This window comes from Seonamhaeicola marinus, assembly GCF_008085455.1.
Map to the genome: position 1 here is coordinate 1 of NZ_VSDQ01000852.1, position 19,857 is coordinate 19,857.

14 protein-coding genes are annotated in these 19,857 nt (G+C 34.9%); 5 read left to right on the plus strand and 9 right to left on the minus strand.

Annotated features, from left to right (window positions below; translation table 11 throughout):
* The 4 genes from FUA24_RS23865 to FUA24_RS23880 all read left to right on the plus strand — a co-directional run.
* Positions 1-1,166: hybrid sensor histidine kinase/response regulator transcription factor (locus tag FUA24_RS23865; protein WP_148545826.1), on the plus strand; the 1,166-nt coding region annotated here is incomplete at its 5' end.
* 103 nt (positions 1,167-1,269) lie between these two features.
* Positions 1,270-2,772: a sulfatase-like hydrolase/transferase gene (locus tag FUA24_RS23870; protein WP_148545828.1), complete on the plus strand. Its 1,503-nt coding sequence runs from the start codon at positions 1,270-1,272 to the stop codon at positions 2,770-2,772.
* A 25-nt stretch (positions 2,773-2,797) separates the two neighbouring features.
* Positions 2,798-5,287: a beta-galactosidase GalB gene (gene galB, locus FUA24_RS23875; RefSeq protein WP_148545830.1), complete on the plus strand. Its 2,490-nt coding sequence runs from the start codon at positions 2,798-2,800 to the stop codon at positions 5,285-5,287.
* Positions 5,288-5,293: 6 nt separating this feature from the next.
* Positions 5,294-6,136, plus strand: a complete 843-nt coding sequence (locus FUA24_RS23880; protein ID WP_148545831.1) for an alpha/beta hydrolase — start codon at positions 5,294-5,296, stop codon at positions 6,134-6,136.
* A gap of 131 nt (positions 6,137-6,267) precedes the next feature.
* On the opposite strand, the gene FUA24_RS23885 is transcribed toward FUA24_RS23880, so the two are convergent.
* The 5 genes from FUA24_RS23885 to FUA24_RS23905 form a co-directional block, all read right to left on the minus strand.
* Entirely contained in the window at positions 6,268-7,785 is a 1,518-nt protein-coding gene (locus tag FUA24_RS23885; protein ID WP_148545833.1) for a sulfatase family protein, read from the minus strand.
* 1 nt (position 7,786) lies between these two features.
* Positions 7,787-9,124: a family 43 glycosylhydrolase gene (locus FUA24_RS23890; protein ID WP_148545834.1), complete on the minus strand. Its 1,338-nt coding sequence runs from the start codon at positions 9,122-9,124 to the stop codon at positions 7,787-7,789.
* An 8-nt stretch (positions 9,125-9,132) separates the two neighbouring features.
* On the minus strand, positions 9,133-10,437 hold the full coding sequence (locus FUA24_RS23895; RefSeq protein WP_148545836.1) for a sulfatase-like hydrolase/transferase: 1,305 nt from the start codon (positions 10,435-10,437) through the stop codon (positions 9,133-9,135).
* A gap of 80 nt (positions 10,438-10,517) precedes the next feature.
* Positions 10,518-12,740, minus strand: coding sequence for a glycoside hydrolase family 3 C-terminal domain-containing protein (locus FUA24_RS23900; protein ID WP_148545838.1), 2,223 nt, complete (start codon positions 12,738-12,740; stop codon positions 10,518-10,520).
* 15 nt (positions 12,741-12,755) lie between these two features.
* Positions 12,756-14,417, minus strand: coding sequence for a sulfatase family protein (locus tag FUA24_RS23905; protein WP_148545840.1), 1,662 nt, complete (start codon positions 14,415-14,417; stop codon positions 12,756-12,758).
* Positions 14,418-14,769: 352 nt separating this feature from the next.
* Here FUA24_RS23905 and FUA24_RS23910 point away from each other — a divergent pair, with 352 nt between their 5' ends.
* Entirely contained in the window at positions 14,770-15,876 is a 1,107-nt protein-coding gene (locus tag FUA24_RS23910; protein ID WP_148545842.1) for a glycoside hydrolase family 88/105 protein, read from the plus strand.
* A gap of 7 nt (positions 15,877-15,883) precedes the next feature.
* On the opposite strand, the gene FUA24_RS23915 is transcribed toward FUA24_RS23910, so the two are convergent.
* From FUA24_RS23915 to FUA24_RS23930, 4 genes are all read right to left on the minus strand, one after another.
* The gene (locus FUA24_RS23915) at positions 15,884-16,615 is read right to left on the minus strand and encodes a TlpA family protein disulfide reductase (protein ID WP_148545843.1); all 732 of its coding nucleotides are present in this window, start codon (positions 16,613-16,615) and stop codon (positions 15,884-15,886) included.
* 44 nt (positions 16,616-16,659) lie between these two features.
* A complete protein-coding gene (locus FUA24_RS23920) occupies positions 16,660-17,520 on the minus strand; it encodes a family 16 glycosylhydrolase (protein ID WP_148545845.1) in 861 nt (286 codons plus the stop codon).
* Between the two features lie 96 nt (positions 17,521-17,616).
* On the minus strand, positions 17,617-19,074 hold the full coding sequence (locus FUA24_RS23925) for an aldehyde dehydrogenase family protein (protein ID WP_148545847.1): 1,458 nt from the start codon (positions 19,072-19,074) through the stop codon (positions 17,617-17,619).
* A 15-nt stretch (positions 19,075-19,089) separates the two neighbouring features.
* Positions 19,090-19,854 (minus strand): enoyl-CoA hydratase/isomerase family protein, encoded by a 765-nt coding sequence (locus FUA24_RS23930; RefSeq protein ID WP_148545849.1) that lies wholly within the window; start codon positions 19,852-19,854, stop codon positions 19,090-19,092.
* Positions 19,855-19,857: the final 3 nt, after the last annotated feature.

Consider the following 19,857-nt stretch of genomic DNA (forward strand, 5'->3'; position numbering starts at 1 on the left):
ATAAAAATGCGGTAATAAAGGTAGTTGATAATGGTATCGGTATAGACGAAGAAAAAATCAAAAACATCTTTGTTAGGTTTTATACAGATAATAAACAACGTAAAAAAACAACTCAAAAAGGAGTTGGTATTGGTCTTTCCTTTACGAAGAGTTTGGTGGATTTACATCAGGGAACTATTGACATTGAGAGTGAACCTAATGTCGAAACTGTATTTACTGTAAGACTACCAATAGAAAGAAAGGCTTATGAAAACATTCCAGAAATAACGTGTAAAGACAAAGAAGACGTAGATTTTTACGTGCGTTCATCGGAAGCAGAAACTGCTGCTATTAGCATTAATGATGAGTTAATAGATCAAAATCTCGTTAACAATAACTCTAATCTTCCAATTTTATTGGTTGTTGATGACAATGCAGATATTAGAACCTTTATTAAACAAGCGCTAAGTAAAGATTATACCATTTACGAAGCGGACAATGGAAAAACAGGTGTAGAGTTAGCCAATAAAGTTATGCCAAGTGTTATTCTAACGGATATAGTTATGCCCGAAATGGATGGATTTGATCTCTGTAAACACATTAAGACTAAAAAAGAAACAAGCCATATTCCTGTAATAATGTTAACGGCTAAACTATCTCAAGAAAGTGAAATTGAAGGCCGAAAAATTGGAGCAGATGGTTATGTTAGAAAACCTTTTGATATTGAATTATTAGAATTAAGAATTAGCAATATATTAAAACGTAGGGACGATCTTAGAAAACGTTTTAATAGAGAAATAACACTAAAGCCCAAAGAAGTTACTGTAACTTCCATGGATGAGCAATTCCTTCAAAAAGCTATTAGTATTGTTGAAGACAATATGATGAATACAGACTTTAACGTAGAAATGCTTGTAAAAGAAATGGGCTATAGTAGAAGTAATTTGTATTCTAAGTTTAAGGAGATTACAGGATTATCATCAAGCGAGTTTATAAGAAATATAAAGTTAAAAAGAGCTGTTCAACTTTTTGAACAAAGTGATTATTCGGTAAAAGAAATCATGTACATGACTGGGTTTAATACCGCTTCTTATTTTGCTAAATGTTTCAAAAAACAATTCGGTGTAATTCCAAGCGAATATGTGAGCCAAAACCAAAAGAAGGCAAGTTCGGCTAAAGAAGAGTAAAAATAAAATCATTTATTACTAAATAATGAACATTGATTACACTTTGTTCATAAGAATTTTAGGTAATTTTATAAGGTCAAAAACAGACCTTAATAACACTAAAATGAAAAATCTTCTATTAGCATTTTTGCTATTATCTATTGTTGCTTGCAACTCACCTAAAAAAGAAACTACAAACCCGAAACCTAATATTGTTTTCATTTTTGCAGATGACATGACGTATTCTGCTATAAACGCCTTAGGAAACAATGAAATTATTACACCTAATTTAGATAGACTGGTAACTCATGGAACAACATTTACCAACGCCTATAACATGGGAGCATGGAATGGTGCTATTTGTGCAGCATCTAGAGCCATGTTGTTATCAGGAAGAAGTGTTTGGGATGTTAATAAATTCAGGCAAAATTGGATTAACAATAAAGAATTCGATAAAACGTGGAGTAAACTTATGGAAGGTGCTGGCTATGACACCTACATGACTGGTAAATGGCATATTGATGCAAAGGCAGACAGTGTTTTCCAAAATGTAAAACATATTAGACCTGGAATGCCCGGAGATGCTTGGGAGCACTCTGAACAAGTGGCTAAATTTAAAGCTATAGAAGGTACTGATACTGATCCAGCTACATTAATGCCAATTGGCTATAATAGGCCTTTGAGCGAACAAGATACAACATGGTCTCCAACGGATCATAAATTTGGTGGTTTCTGGGAAGGAGGCAAACATTGGAGCGAAGTCTTAAAAGATGATGCTGTTAGTTTTATTGAAAAGGCGGAAAAAAGTGAGAATCCTTTCTTCATGTATTTAGCCTTCAACGCACCTCATGACCCTAGACAGGCACCTCAAGAGTATTTGGACAAATACCCTTTAGAAAACATAAGTTTGCCAAAAAGTTGGTTACCAGAATATCCATTTAAAGATGATATGGGCTGTGGTCCTGATTTAAGAGACGAGGCTCTAGCTCCATTTCCTAGAACAGAATACGCAACCAAAGTCCATATTAAAGAATACTACGCCATAATTACTCATTTAGATGCGCAAATAGGAAAGGTTTTAGACCGCTTAGAAGCAACGGGGAAAATGGATAATACCTACATTATCTTTACGGCAGATCATGGTTTAGCTATTGGAAAACACGGGCTAATTGGTAAACAATCTCAATTTGACCATAGTATTCGTGCGCCGTTTATGATTCTTGGGCCTAACATTCCTGAAAATAAAAAAGTAACTGAGGATATTTATTTACAAGATGCCATGGCTACAAGTTTAGATTTAGCTGGTATAGAAAAACCAGACTATGTATTCTTTAACAGCTTTTTAGACTTGGCCATCGGAAAACAAGACAAAGGAAATTATAGCGCTATTTACAATGGCTATAGAGATTTACAGCGCATGGTTAGGAAAGACGGATTTAAGTTAATCATCTATCCGAAAATTAAAAAAGTGCTCCTATTTGATTTAAATAATGATCCTGAAGAAATGAACAACATAGCTGATAATACTGAATATAGTGACAAGGTTAAAACATTGTTTAATGATTTAGTTCAACTTCAAAAAGATATGAACGACCCATTAGATTTAACAGAAATCATTCAACTTTAATACCAACTAAACACATCTATTTCTAATGAAATTTAATAAGCTAAATATAGTATATACTCTTGTAGTTTCTATAGTCCTTTTTTCGTGTAAAAAAGAAACTATAATTGCAACAACTGCTTTACCTGATTCAGATTTTAACAAAGGTTGGCTGTTTCAAAAAGATAGCATTCCAAATGCCGAAGCCGTAAATTTTGATGATTCCACATGGGAAAACGTTACCCTACCACACGATTGGTCTATTGAAGGTCCTTTTGACAATAAATACAATGCAAGGACTGGCGGCTTACCAGTACATGGAATTGGTTGGTATAGAAAACATTTCTCTGTTGGCAATGACCAAAAAGGGAAACAAATATCTATTGAATTTGATGGCGCCATGAGCAACTCAAAAGTTTACCTTAATGGTAAATATATAGGCGAAAGACCTTATGGCTATATTGGTTTTGAATTTGATTTAACTAAACACATCAATTTTGGAGGCGACAATGTAATTGCCGTTCGTTTGGCACCAGAAGATTTATCTATGCGTTGGTATGCAGGTGCTGGAATTTACAGAAATGTACGGTTAAAAATGAACAACTCAGTTCATATTCCGCAATGGGGAACTTACATTACCACACCTAAAGTTGAAAATGGAAACGCAGATGTTAACATTGAAACTACAATAAAGAACAGTTCAGACCATCCTGCTGAGACAATTTTAGAGACAATTATTAAAGATGAAAACGGAACTACTGTTGCCAGCAAAACCTCTAAAGTTCTTATGGAGGCTAATTCAGAAAAGGTAATTTCTGAAATGGCTCAAATTTCAAATGTTACACTCTGGGATATCAATGCTTCTTATTTATACACTGCTCATAGTTCTATTAAAATGGATAACACAATAGTAGATGAATACCAAACACCTTTTGGCGTTAGAACAATAGCATTTAATAAAACTGATGGCTTTTTATTAAACGGAAAACAAGTAAAGTTTAATGGTGTTTGTATGCACCATGATTTAGGTCCTTTAGGAGCTGCAGTAAACTACAGAGCAACAGAACGCCAAATGCAGATCATGCAAAGCATGGGCGTTAATGCCTTAAGAACAAGCCACAACCCACCTTCACCTGAAATGTTGGAGGTTTGTGATAAATTAGGTATTGTTGTTATTGATGAAGCATTTGACGAATGGAAAATTGGTAAAGTGCCCAATGGATACCATAAATACTTTGATGACTGGCACGAAAAAGATCTACGGGATATGATTAAACGAGATAGAAATCATCCTTCTGTAATCATGTGGAGTATTGGAAATGAAATTTTAGAACAGGGAAGAAAAGATGGTTGGAAACTTACTAAACACCTAAATGATATTTGCCATGATCAAGACAATACAAGACCAACTACAGTAGGCTTTAACTACTACCCTGCTCCATTTGTTAATAAACTGGCTTATCATGTAGATATTGTAGGTATGAATTATTGGCCAACTACTTATTCTAAAATTGTAGAAGAAAATCCAGATATGATTGTTTATGGTTCAGAGACCTCATCACAAACAAGTAGTCGTGGCGTATATCACTTACCAATAGAATTTAGAGAAAAACACGAAACCAATCATGTTTCTAGTTATGATGTAACTGTAGGACCACCATGGGCTTATGCTCCAGATATTGAGTTTGACGCTCTTGAAAAGAGTCCTAATGCCTTAGGTGAATTTATATGGACTGGTTTTGACTATTTAGGTGAACCTACTCCATATGGCGGAAGAGACAATTCTACCAATGGTTATTGGAATGATGATTGGCCATCTCATGCATCTTATTTTGCACCAGTAGATTTATGCGGTTTCCCAAAAGACAGATACTATTTATATCAAAGTCAGTGGACTACAGAACCTATGGTTCATGTGTTACCACATTGGAACTGGGATGATATGAAGGGAAAAACAATTCCGGTTTACTCATACACTAATTGTGATGAAGTAGAATTATTTGTTAACGGAAAATCCTTTGGTAAAAAAGTAAAAGGAAAAGACTTTACTGAGATTCCTTCAGAATACCATGAATTTGAAAAAGGCATGTACAAAACCAAATATAGACTCTCTTGGAATGTACCTTATCAACCAGGAGCTATAAAAGTGGTGGCTTTTAAGGATGGAAAAGAAGTTGTAAGCAAAGAAATAAAAACTGCTGGCGAACCTGCGCAAATAAAACTAGAAGCTGATAGAACTAGTATTACAGCAGATGGTAAAGATCTTTCTTTCATAACCGTGTCCGTACTAGATAAAGATGGAAATATTTGCCCTAAAGCAGATAATTTAATTAATTTTAAAATTGAAGGCGCTGGAGCATTAGCAGCTGTTGGTAATGGAGATCAAGCATCTTTAGCTTCATTTAGAAAACCTGAAAACAAAGCCTTTAGTGGTAAATGTTTGCTTGTGGTAAAATCTTCTGAAGCGGCTGGAAGTATTAATATTATTGCTTCTTCAGATAATTTGGCTGATGCTTCAATAGCAATTGCAACAAAATAAATTCAAATGAAACGTTTCTTAGTTTATTCACTTCTTTTTACTCAAGTTATTATGGCACAAAAGCCTACATCTGTTCATTTATGGCCCAATGCTGTTCCCAATGAAACAGAAGCAAAACAAGAACATGAAATATCGGACAACAACAAGAATAATGTTATAAGAGTTTCAAAAGTTACCAATCCTGATTTTCTAGTATTTAAACCTATAAAAGCTCATAAATCTAAAGGCGCTGTTATAGTTTGTCCAGGAGGCGGCTATAGTGTACTTTCTACCAACTTAGAAGGTAGTGAAACTGCACAATGGTTAAATAGTTTAGGGTATACTGCTTTTGTTTTAAACTATAGGGTTCCTCAAAAACAACTGGGAGCTTTAAATGATGTACAACGTGCTATAAGAATCATAAGAAACAACGCAGATAAATATGACATAGACCCCAATAAAATTGGAGTTCTTGGTTTTTCTGCTGGAGGCAGTTTAAGTGCTCGTGCTGCAACGCTTTTCACAACCAATTCTTATGAAAAAATTGATGCGATGGACGCCATATCTTGTAGGCCTGATTTTGCTATATTAATATATCCCGCATATTTAGATAAAGGAGAGCTACGTAGCTTAACACCTGAAATTAAAATTCCAGAGAATGCACCGCCATTTTTCATTTTTGCTACTGCTGATGATAAATACGGAAATAGCGCCTTGGTTATGACCACAGCTTTACGGGATCATAAAATTCCTGTGGATTTACATTTTATTCAAAACGGTGGACATGGCTACGGGCTTAGACCGGGTAACCCAGCAGCTAAAATGTGGCCACGTTTAGCGGAAAACTGGTTGGAAAAGATTCTTGATTAGAGCAGACCTATTGCGTAAATAGCCCCCATGTTCTTATGAGCTTGTTTCAGGATATATAAATAGAAGCCCCTGAAACAAGTTAAGGTTAACCAGCAAACATAAATTTAAAGGTACAAAAAGCAGGAAACTCCTTAAGAGTTTCCTGTTTTCACTTTACTATCTCTAGTCCTATTATATTTTTCAAATAGTTCTTTTACCTTAGACTGATATTTCGGTTTATTGATAAGGTTCTTATTCTCATTTTCCGAAACATTATCATTTAAATTAAATAATGCAAAAGGCGTTCGTGTTGCATTTGTTTTATCCTTTTTATCAACTTGAATGATTAATTTCCATCCATCTTCAGTAATCATGGCTCGCTTACTCGTACCACTTTGTGTGATTAAAAACTCATGTGGTTTTGCCCTTCCATCTCCAAGTAAAACTGGTAATAAATTAGAAGAATCCATTGCTTGATGTTCCTCTATCTTTTGATTGGTAATCGCAGCCAAAGTAGCCATAATATCTATTCCCAAAATTGGTTTATCTGATATTTGCTTAGCTTTTATTTTACTTGGCCACCATGCTATAAAAGGCACTCTTGTACCTCCTTCATAAGCGGTATTCTTTCCTCCTCTATAAATCGTATTAGACTGATGACCAGACTGCATTGTAGGTTTTATTCTTAAACCTCCATTATCTGATGTAAAAATGATTAATGTATTATCATAAACACCTTGTTCTTTTAAAGCTTCTACCATCATTTCCATCTGAACATCAAGTTCTTTTACCATATCCAAGTGATTTGATGGTGTAGTTCCAGCTATTTTGGTTCCATTCAAGACTTTTGATGGTGTATGCGGTTTATGAACTGCCTGAGAGCAATAATACATAAAAAATGGCGCCTTAGTTTTGGCATTTCTCTCAATAAATTCTACGGCTTTATCAACCAATAATTTACCCGCATTATGCGGATTCCAATTACTATCTCCTAAACCTTCTTTCTTATCAAGTTTAAATCCTCGTTTTGTCCCATAATCTTTGGTAATAAATGTAATCTCCGAATCAGGTCCTAATGGTGTCATTATTCCATTTTCGTAAACGGCATATGGTTCTGCTTGAATTCCGGCAGGATACATATAACTGTAATCAAACCCGTTTTGCACAGGTCCTTTATCTAGAACTTTAGTAATATCAACACCTGTCTCGCGCTCCTTTCTTGGACTTCTATAAACAACTGCAGGATTATCCTTTCTTCCGAAATCCATTCCAAATCCCCATTTTCCAAAGAAAGAGGTTTTGTAACCTGCTTGTTTCATCAGCTTTCCTAAAGTTAATTGATTCTCTTCAATGGGTGAAGGTTGATAGCAGCCCCAAACTCCCCAAGGAGCGTAACTACGATAACAATGGTTACCAGTCATTACTGCATATCTGGTTGGCGCACACAAAGCAGCGGGCGAATGCGCATCAGTAAACACTATCCCTTCTTGAGATAATTTATCCAAAGTTGGTGTCTCTACAACAATCTTATTAGAGTGTAATCTTCTGTAATACGAAATATCCCCAGAACCAATATCGTCAGCAAGCACTACAATTACATTGGGTTGTTGTGCATAAATGTAACACCCATAAATACTAAATACTATTGCTATTAATTTTTTTAATTTCATTTTATTTAACAAGTTTTAACCAATTTAAATTTACTGCTTTAGTAGATCCCCAATCTGAATGGAATACAACTACTATGTTCTTTTTACCCGTAACTTTTTCTAATAAAGGTGTCTCTATAGTTTCCCAATTGCTCCACCCTCCTGTACTCTCTATCGGAAACTTTGCTATTAGTTTTCCTTTGGAATTTCCAATTCTAACTTCAAAATGCCCTATACGCTGTCCACAAGCTACTCTCGCCTGCATTTTTGTTGCTGAGCCATCTTCAAAATCAACATTATTAAACTGAACCGTGCTCATCATTTTCGTATCACAAACCATCCAGCCTAATGGTTCATCTCCACTTACAAAGCTAGTTTTAGCACCTTTTATTCCATTATGTCTATCTACCTGTATTTCTTCACCAATAGCTGGCGCATTAATTCCTCGCATTGTTGGCTTAACTTTTTTTATGGTTCCATCTTTTTTAAACTGCATATAATCCGCACACATGGAACGTAACTTGTTGTATCCGCTTATTTGCCAGAAATGATAAAATAGAATCCATTGACCGTTATAGTTAACAATTGAATGATGATTGGTTCCATTAGCAATATTGTCCATTATTTTGCCTTGATAAACAAATGGTCCCAGAGGATTATCGCTTATGGCATATCCAATAGAATAACCTTCATCTGCAAAAACATGAGCAAATGTGAAATAATATTTACCATCTTTCTTAAAACAAAAAGAGCCTTCTTTATAACCTGCTGGTAAACCTTCAACTTTAATAGGGTCTGCTGCTATTTCTTTCATGTTACTTTTTAAGGGTGCAACAAACAATTCTTTTCCACCACCAAAATATAAATAAGCCTTCCCATTATCATCCAATAATAATCCTGGGTCTATTCCGCTAACCCCCTGTATATAAGACTTCTCCCATTTGAAAGGTCCCGTTGGACTTTTTGAAGTTCCTACACCTATTCTTCTAAATGAAGAACCATCTAATGGTTTTGCAGGGTAATAGTAATAATAAACATCTCCTTTTTTAATACAATCTGGTGCCCACATACCATAAGAATTCTTCTCTCCCCAAGGCACTTCATTTTGATCTAAAACCACGCCGTAATCCTTCCAAGTATTTCCCCCTTCTAACGAAAACAAATGATAATCGGGCATGCAAAAACGTGGTGCTTTTGTACCCTTAGGAGGTACTATATCGTGTGATGGATATACATAAAGTTTTCCGTTAAAAACACGAGCTGTAGGATCTGCTGTATATATATGTGTTACCAATGGGTTTTGCCCCGTTGAAAATTGAACAAGTAGACAAACAGTTAAAAGGAATAAAAAGTTTTTCATGTTTAGTTTTAGTTGAAATACTCGGGAAATGCCTGCTTAATATCCAATTCATCACCAGTATCCTCTTGCCATTGCACAAATTCGGTTAGTAGCTTTTTGACAATAGTGGTTGTTCCCGATTTAGATATTAAGTTCTTAGTTTCCCATTTATCGTTTTTTAAATTATATAGTTCAGCAACATTAACTTTTGGATACATTATTAATTTATAATCACCTTGAATTATACTTCGTTGGTCATCAAACATTGCTAAATAAATGGACTTGTAAACATCCTTTTCTGATGCTTTCTTGATTATAGGTTTTAATGATTTAAAATCCATATAATCCGGAATGTCGGCACCAATAAAATCTAATAGTGTCGGATAAATATCTTGTAAATACAAACGTTGCTTTAGTTTCTTGCCCGTTGGAATTCCTGGTCCTTTAATAATTAAAGGTGCTTTGGCACTTATATCATATAAACATACTTTTCCTGCTACCCCATTTTCACCAAAACTAATTCCGTGGTCCGACATAAATACAATAATAGAGTTTTCATAAAGTCCCTGTGCTTTTAAAGCTTCAAAAATATCTCCAATTCTATCATCCATATGAGTTACCATGGCATTGTTCTGTTGGTAACGTCCTTGCATTGTTTTAGGATTTAAAGGTGCCGATGTATAGTTGTACTTTATATGTGGGTGAAGAGGTCCTGCTTTTACACTAGGCGGCAATTCTATTTCTGCTTTGGGGTACATATCATAATATTTCTGCTCAGTTTGACGTGGCACATGTGGCGCATTAAACGCAACATACAAGAAAAATGGGCTTTCTTTTTTAGCTGCACTATTTATAAAAGCCACGGCCTCATTTCCAACGATATCAGTATAATGCCCCTCCGGAGAATGGTAGGTTTTTAATTGTCCTGGTGTAATGGTTCCATAATGATTAAATGTTTCCTTTACAGACTTACCTAATGCATGCCATTTTCCAGTAAAGTATGTTTCATACCCCTTGTCTTTTAACCTTTCGGTAAGTGATAATCCTGGAACGCGTTCTTTATTAATTTTTGAAGCCTTCCATAAATGGACTCCATTAAATAACATGGTTCTACTTGGTATACAAACCGCAGGAGACCAACATCCCATATTATAGGCGTTCGTAAAATAAACTCCAGAATCTGCCAATGCATCAATGTTTGGGGTACTAATACCTCCAAACCCATATGCCCCTACCGCTAGGTTACTTTGGTCATCAGATTCAATAAAAATAATATTGGGCTGCGCAAAAGAAAATGCACTCACTAACAATGCTAAAACTACTATTTGCTTCATGATCTGTGTTTTTCACAAAATTAGAACCTGTAAAACCCAATAAGGTCTACATATGTTTTAGTTTACATTATAAATGCGTTTTATGACTTACTCAGGTTAACCTTAACATGAGCACCTTTTGATGCTCCCAGATCAAGACTTCTTTGGGATGGTAACGCACCTCCTACATAAACCTTATATTCACCATCTCTAATGATTTCTTTACCGTTTTCATCAAACTGATTAAAACTAGACGTATCTAATTTGAAGGTAAGCTTTTGACTATTACCAGACTCTAGCGAAATGCGTTTAAAAGATTTTAAATCATAAATCGGATCCTCAGAACCTGCCAAAGGTGAGCTAATGTATAATTGGACAACCTCATCAGAAGCCAAGGTTCCTGTATTTGAAACTTCAACAGTTACATTAAAATCACTATCAATATTCAAGTTTTTATATTCGAATGATGTATATGACAATCCGAACCCAAATGGATATAACGGTTCTTCGGTCATATACTTATAAGTTCTACCTTTCATGTTATAATCTTCATATGGCGGTAATTGATCGACAGATTTCGGAAAAGTAATTGGCAGCTTTCCAGACGGCGGTACATCACCAAAAATTACATCTGCAACGGCATTTCCTCCTTCTTCTCCAGGATACCAAACAAATAAAACGGCATCAACAATATCATGTAACTCAGGAATAGCAATTGGGCTTCCTCCTGTTAAAACCAATATTAATGGTTTATCGGTCTGACGCTTTATTTTCTTTATATAATTAATTTGATTTTGTGGTAATTTTAATTGGGTTCTATCTCCTTTTTCACTTGAAGCTATGGCCTCTCCTTCTTCACCTTCTAATAAGGCTGAAATTCCCATAACAGCAATACAAGCATCAGATTTACCTGCCTCACCCGTTGACCAATCTATAGGATTTACATTATCTCTAAAAGGTAGCATACCGTATTTGTAGTTAATACTAGTTCCTGGGCTTACCTTACCCACAATACCATCTAAGATTGTTTGGGTATTACTTGTTAAACCGTAGTAATTACCTAATAACACCTCTTCGTTTGAAGCATTAGGGCCAACAACATATAATGTCTTTATGTTTTTATCTAATGGCAAGATATTATTCTTATTCTTTAATAACACGATAGACTTTTGTGCTGCTTCTCTTGCTACTTTTCTATTAGCCTCAGAATCTACAACAGAGGCATCAAGGTTGTCATATGGCCCTGAACCTACAGGATCGAATAGCCCCAATTTAAATCGGGTTAATAAGTTCTCTTTTAAACGTGTATCAATTAATTCTTCAGTTATCAATCCTTGATCTAACGCACTTTTAAGGACTTTATAAACATTACCGCAGTTTACACTTGTCCCAGCTTTTAAAGCCATGGCGGCCGACTCTTCTGGAGTATTGGTAACTTTATGAAAACGATGAAAATCGCTAATAGCTCCGCAATCTGAAACTATGTAACCATCAAACCCCCAATCGTCTTTTAAAATTTCTTGTAATAAATAAGGACTACCGCAACAAGGAACACCCTGAGTTCTATTATATGCGCCCATTACACCTTCAACATTGGCTTCTGTAACTAATGCTTTAAAGGCAGGTAAATAAGTCTCATATAAATCTTTTTTTGAGACTACTGCGTCAAACTCATGTCTTAATTCTTCAGGTCCACTATGAACTGCATAATGTTTGGCACAGGCTGCTGCCTTTATATAGTTGGGATTGTCTCCTTGTAAACCTTTTACAAAAGACACCCCAATTCTACTGGTTAAATAGGGATCTTCTCCATAAGTTTCTTGTCCACGCCCCCAACGCGCATCTCTGAAAATATTTACGTTTGGACTCCAAAAAGTTAATCCAGCGTACCTACTCCGGTTTTCTATTTTAATAGCTTCATTATATTTAGCTCTTGCTTCATCTGATATAACATTGCCTACACGCTTAATTAAATCCTCATCAAAAGTAGCTCCTAAACCAATAGCTTGCGGAAATACAGTAGCCCTACCATTTCTTGCAACACCATGTAACGCTTCATTCCACCAATTATATTCTGGTATACCTAACCTTTCTATAGGCGGACAAACATCTAACATTTGAGAACATTTCTCTTCTAAAGTCATTTCCTTAACAAGAATATCTACTCTTTCTTTTGCAGAAAGTGCCGTATTTTCCCAAGGAAACTTAGGTTCTGGAATTTCAACAATTTCTTTTTCTTGTGTTCTACTGTCTTTGCATCCTTGAAAAGAAATTACGAAAAAAGATACAAAGACTAATGTTACTAGTTTGTTGGCGTTTTTCATGGCCTTATGTTAAGTTTATAAATCGTTCCAGTGCTTATTTATAACCTCTTGAATGTGCGGAAACTTATCTCCGTCTTCCTCATTTAACTCCTTACGTTTATCGGCTAACTGATCTTTTAAATCCCCAATAATATCTTTATATGCAGGATCTCCATACAGGTTATTCATTTCTTTCGGATCATTTTCTAAGTCATAGAACTCCCAAGCTACAGGGGTATGGAATGTAAATCTATTTCCCCAACTCTTTCTGTTCCATTCAGCATCAGGTTCATCCGTATCTACCCAATACTTTCCGTAGAAAAATATAAGTTTATATTTTTTGGTTCTAATACCAAAATGTGCAGGATTAGCATGGGCATGTGCCATATGCATCCAATATCTGTAATAAGATGATTGTTGCCAATCTTTCGGTTCTTCGCCCGTTTCAAGAATAGGTTTAAAGCTATTCCCTTGCATATAATCAGGAGTTTTTCCACCTGCCATTTCAATTAATGTAGGAGCAAAATCACTGTTATTAATAATGGCATCTGTTCTAGAACCGGCTTTAATTGATTTAGGATATCTTACAAAGAATGGCATTCTAAGAGACTCTTCATACATCCAACGTTTATCAATATAATCATGTTCCCCAAGCATAAAACCTTGATCTCCTGTATATACTATAATGGTATTATCGTAAAGTCCTTCATCTTTTAAGAACTGTACTAAACGTGCCATATTATCATCAACACCTTTTACACATCTTAAATATCTTTTTAAGTATTCTTGATAGGTTTCATGCGTAAACTCTCTATCACTCATACCTTCTTTAATTCGCTTTGAAGGATCAAAATCTGGGTTAGAAATCTTTGTGTATTGTCCGCTCCATAAACGCATGTGCATTCCTCTAATCGTATTTCTTTTAGATACAGAAGAACCAATATCATGGATTAATGAGTCATTAACTCCTCTTGTAGCAATAGAACCGTTGTTTCCGTTATCATACAAACTTGCTGGTTCTGGTATGTGTGTTTCTTCCAAATAGTCTTTATAACGTGGCGCAAATTCAAAATCATCATGTGGTGCTTTAAAATGATGCATTAAGAAAAATGGTTTATTCTTATCGCGTTTGTTTTTTAGCCAGTCTAATGAAATATCTGTAATCATATCACTAGAGTGCCCTTCTGTTTGAATAGTATTTTGTGGCCAAGGTTTTTCGCCTTGTACTATGAATGAAGGGTTATGGTATTTACCTTGTCCAGGAAGAACTGTGTAATAATCAAAAGATGATGGTTCTCGTTCTAAATGCCACTTACCAATAATTGCAGTTTCATACCCCAGTTTTTTCATTTCTTGAGGTAAATATTGATTTTCAGGTTCTACATGGCCTTCTAAGTCTAATACACCATTAGCTTGACTGTATTGACCAGTAATAATGGTTGCCCTACTTGGTGTACATATAGAATTTGTAACGAAACAATTATCGAAAATCATCCCCTCATTGGCAATTTTATCTAGTGTTGGTGTAGGATTTAAACTAGCTAGTCTACTGCCATAAATACCAAATGCCTGTGAAGTATGATCATCAGACATAATAAAAATAACGTTTGGTTTTTGGGGTTGTTCAGATTTTTCACCATTACCACCGCAAGACAGAACTATGGATGTTAATGATAGAATTAATAACTTTTTTATCATGATAATTGTAACTATGTTTTTATTGACTAAATATCCATTTCTTTTATATGAAATAGTATCACAAATGTTTTTATTAATACAATGTATTATCCAAAATATGGTATTCTTGAACCAAAGAGAATTTTGTTATTCTGGGCTTATACGTAAACCAAAAACAATAAAACACTATAAAACAGACAATTAAACTAATATCGCATTCTAAAACTATTCACTAATTAATAAATTCTATAGCCTTTAATTAAAAACTATTTTTAAATTTTTTTTAATTGAATTTTTATTCAAATATAAAAAAATACAATCGATTGTATTTTTTTATATATTAGCACATAACTAAACTAAATTATCGCATTTTATGAAATATCGTAGATCATTTCTATTCCTAAGCTTACTTCTTTCTATACTATGCATAGAAGCGCAATCTATAAAACCTTCATCTGTAAAAAAACAAATGAAACGAGTTGCCGATTGGCAGATTGAACATTTTAGAGATTCCTTTTCTAGAAATAAGCCTCACCATATTGCCGACTGGACAAACGCAGCTCTATACGTAGGTATGGTTAAACATGCAGAAACCACAAAAAAGAACAAATACTGGAAATGGCTTAAAAGCATTGGTGATGAACAAAACTGGAAACTTCACCGTAGACCATATCATGCTGATGACCATGCTGTTGGACAAATGTATATTGAGTTATATAGAAAGTATGGTGATAAAAACATGATTAATCCAACGATAAAAGGTATTGATTACGTTATTGAAAATCCAAGTTCGCAACCCATTACCTTAGATAATTATAAACACTTAGAACGTTGGACTTGGTGCGACGCTTTGTTTATGGCTCCTCCTGTTGCGGCGAAACTTACTAATGTTACTGGTGAAAAGAAATACACGGATTGGATGCTTAAAGAATATGAAGCCACAAAACAACATCTATTTGACTTTGATGAGAACTTATTCTACAGAGATAATAGCTACATTGGTAAATTAGCCCACGGTAGGAAAATATTTTGGTCTAGAGGAAATGGATGGGTTTTCGGAGGTTTAGCACTATTAATGGATGAATATGAAGAAGATTCTAAGGCGTATGCCTATTTTAAAGACATCTATCTTAAAATGGCAAAAAAACTCATTAAAATTCAAACACCAGAAGGACATTGGGCAATGAGTTTACTAAGTCAAGATGTATATCCCACCCCAGAAACTAGCGGTACTTCATTCTTCACGTTTGGACTTGCTTGGGGTGTAAATAATGGATTATTGGACAGAGCCACCTACCAACCACACATAGAAAGGGCATGGAACAGCCTTTGTGGTCATATTACAAAAGATGGTATGCTAGGTTATGTTCAGCCAATAGGAGCAGCTCCCGGAAAAGCTTGGGCAGATAAAACTGAGGTTTATGGCACTGGCGCTTTTCTTGCTGCAGGAGCAGAAGTTTATAAAATGTTGAAAAACTAAAGGTTTGTCATTCCTGCGAAGGCAGGAATCTATTTTGGGTCAATAAATATTGAATTTCAGCCTCTAATTTGGCAAAATTCATGCTATCAGCAATTTTTTCCGTAACGAGAGTTTCCTTTATTATTCTGCCTAGACTGTCTCTAGTTATTATGCTCCCATTTGGCATCATGGCACCACTAGAATAGTGAACAATTTTCTTATTAACATCAATGTAGTATTTTGAAGGATAACCCATACCATGTTTAAATCCAGAAAAATTTAATGGCTGTTTATAACTACCTCTATTAGGTATCAATTCAATCTCGTCGTTATACATTGAAGATAATTGTTTAACCTTTTGAGTATTATCTCCAAATAATAATACAAAATCCACACTATCCTTGTACTTCTCTACTATCTTGTTCAAAGCAGGTATTTGAGATTTACAAGGGGGACAAGTGGAAGAAGTTACCTCAATAAACAACGGTTTTTGTAATTTAGAAGTATTAAACACAATATTTGCAAAATCTTTAAACTTATGATCTCCTATATAACTATCAATAATTTTGCGATAAACTGAATCTCTATATCTCCGAGATATATCGGTACTATTCGAACTACTTATACTATCTTGATAAGACTTAATTATATGGGCTGATTCTGATAATAGCTTCTTGTTATTTTTTTGATCAATTTTACAAGAAATAAAACCAATTAACATCACAAAAACTAAACCTTTTCTAAAGTATATACTTTTCACACAACCAAATTATATATAGTTTTCCTTTCCCAAAAGGTTTTACCTCAATTTAATTCCCACACTCTAAAATATTTTACATGATACTCGCCATCTAAACGGTTATCATCTGGTAACGCGCCAAACCACTTGTTAGATTCACAGTTAAAATTAATCTCTAGTGGTTGGTGCCAATGGGTATTTTTGGCTTCTCTAAACAGTAGACCGTCAATATAAAAACGGATATACTCAGGTGTCCATTCTAATCCCCAAACATGATAATCTTCATGTAATTCTAAAGGAAAGTAATACTTTTTAGTTCTGGAGAAATGTTTTTTAACGTCTCCTTTGTCTTTTGGAGCTCTAAACACATGAATATTAGAATTTAAATCATGGCGGTTGTAATATAAACCAGGGGCATTTTCACAAATATCAATTTCTGTCCACCAGTCTTTTGATACGTTAGTCATCCAAAACCCTGATACCCAAGGGGCATCCATTAGCTTTCCTTCAGCTTCAAAGTAACCATATAAGAATCTGTTTTTACTTTTTATGAATCCTGTAGAATGTGTATATCCTTCAGGTAATTTTTCATTACCGTGTTGATTTACTCTAAACACCAACTCTCCATTTTCCAAACTTACATTAGAACCATGAAAATATGTTGGCTTTCTTCCTTTCCACCCAGGGTTGTTTGGATACCATCTTTCCGTATTTAAAGTCTTTGCATCAAACTCATCGGAGTATTTTTTAAGTAGTTTCCAATTCTTAGAGTTTTCTTGATCTGACAGGGGATATTTGTTATTAGTACGTTTTATTGCATTTTCAATTTTAATAGAATCAACATATCGTTTTGGTGGAATAGTTAAATCTTGTGCCATTGAAAACTGCATAACAGCCAACACTAAAAAAGTAGAAAGGTATCTCATAATAAATAGTTTATACTACAAAACTATATACTATAAGATACCTCTTATGAAACTAATGGTTAAAAGCGTTGTACTTATGTTTAGCCAAACGCTTTTTTAATCATAATTTAAATAAATTGTACGCTTTTGAAGATAATGATCTACACCATAGATACCATCCTCTCCTGCAATTCCCGAGGTTTTATGTCCTGAATGGTACCCTTGAATATTTCCTATAATTTGTTGGTTTATAAAAATAGTTCCTACTTCCATGGTATCAATGGCTTTTTGATGCACTCTGTAATCGTTTGAGTATAAATATGCCGAAAGACCTTCTTCCCTATCATTGGCCAAAGCTACTGCTTCTTCAAAACCACCTACTTTTACAATTGGCATTACTGGTGCAAATAACTCTTGGCTAACCGTAGCTCCATCTCCCTTAACATTACCTAGAATAGTAGGTGTATACCAATTTCCTTTTTCAAAATATGCGCCGTCTGGTCTTCCTCCACCAAGTAATACTTCTGCGCCTTGTTCTACGTTTTGCTGCACTAGTTTATCTACTCTATCTAGCCCCAATGTACTTACATTTGGTCCCATTGCCACAGAGGCATCAAACGGATCACCTACTTTAATTTGTTGTGCACGTTTCACGACCTTTTCAGTAAACTCATCTGCTACTTTTTCATCAACAAAGACCATTTCATTACAAATACATACTTGTCCGCAATTAGCATATCGAGAAATAACTGCTGCTTCAACAGCTTTATCAATATCGGCATCTTCGCAAACAATAAAAGGTGCTTTACCTCCTAATTCCAGAATTAATCCAGTAATGTTTTCTGCTGCCGCTCTATACATAGCCCTACCAGCTCTGGTGCTTCCTGTTAGAGATATTAGTTTTGTAATAGGACTTTCAACTAAAAGCGAAGCCGCATCAGCTGTCTTGGTAGATACCATATTGATAACTCCTTTTGGAAGACTTGACTCATCTACCAATCTACAGAACTCAGAAGCTGTGATTGGCGTTAACTCATGCGGTTTTATAATCATAGTATTTCCTGTTGCCAATGCTGGTCCAACTTTTCTTCCAATAAGAGCTAAAGGATAATTAAACGCACATAAACCTACTGTTACGCCATAGGGTACTTTATAAATAGAAAGTCTAATATTTTTGGCTTCAGCTGGAAAAATAGCCCCCTGAATTCTTCTAGCAGCTTCTGCTGAATAGGTCATGTAGGTTACCGTATCATCTACTTCTCCTAAAGCCTCTGCATAAGTTTTTCCCTGTTCCATAACTAAAAGTTTAGCAAAATGTTCGCGTTCTGCTTTTAGCTTATTAGCAATTTCATAAATATGACTTGCTCTTGTATTTGCAGGTGTTAACTCCCAGCTCTTTTGCGCTTTCTGGGAAGTTTCTAATGCATGTTGAACATCTTCTTTAGTACAAGATGTTACCGTTGCAAAAACTTCATTATCAACCGGGTTTTCAACCTCTATTTTTTCTCTTATGGAACTATCTAACCATTCTCCATTAATGTAGCACGGATAGTGTTTAATATTAGTTTGACTCATATTATTTAGTTTATTTTATTCGTAATTAGGTGTTCGTTTTTCTACAAAAGCTAAAAAGCCTTCTTTAGCATCATGCGTATCATAAAGGGTGCTTACCTTTTCTTTTTCAAGTTTCAAAAAATCGTCTAAACTTTTCCCAATACCCTCTGAAAATGTCTGTTTAATGGTTGCCATTGCAAGTTTTGGCCCTTGGGATAAATTTGTAGCATATTCTAAAACTTGTACTTCTGCATTTTCCTCATCATAGAGTTGATTAACCAGGCCGATTCTAAAGGCTTCTTCGGCATCTATATTGTTTCCAGACACTACCATTTCAAAAGCTTTTGAAATTCCAACGGCACTCGCTAATCTTGGAATGCCTCCATTACCTGGCATTAAACCTAATTTAACTTCGGGTAATCCTAATAAAAACTTTTTCTTAGATGCCAAACGGATATCACATGCTAAGGCAAGTTCTAAGCCACCACCCAAAGTATGTCCGTTTAAAAATGCCAAGAATATCTTTGAACTTTTATTTATATGGTTGGCGACCTTATTTGCCATGGCCACCATTTCTTGATTCTGCTCCGAGGTATTACTTTGAAACACCTTTATATCTGCTCCTGCTGAAAAGAATTTGGGAATAGCACTTTTAAGCAAAACCACAGCTATTTCAGGATCTACTTCAATAGTATTTAAAATCTTTTCAAATTCCTTAAAGAAATGAATATCGTAGCTATTGGCTGGCGCTTTATCTAAAGTGATAACGCCCAATCTTTCTGTTTTTTTAAATTGAAACATATG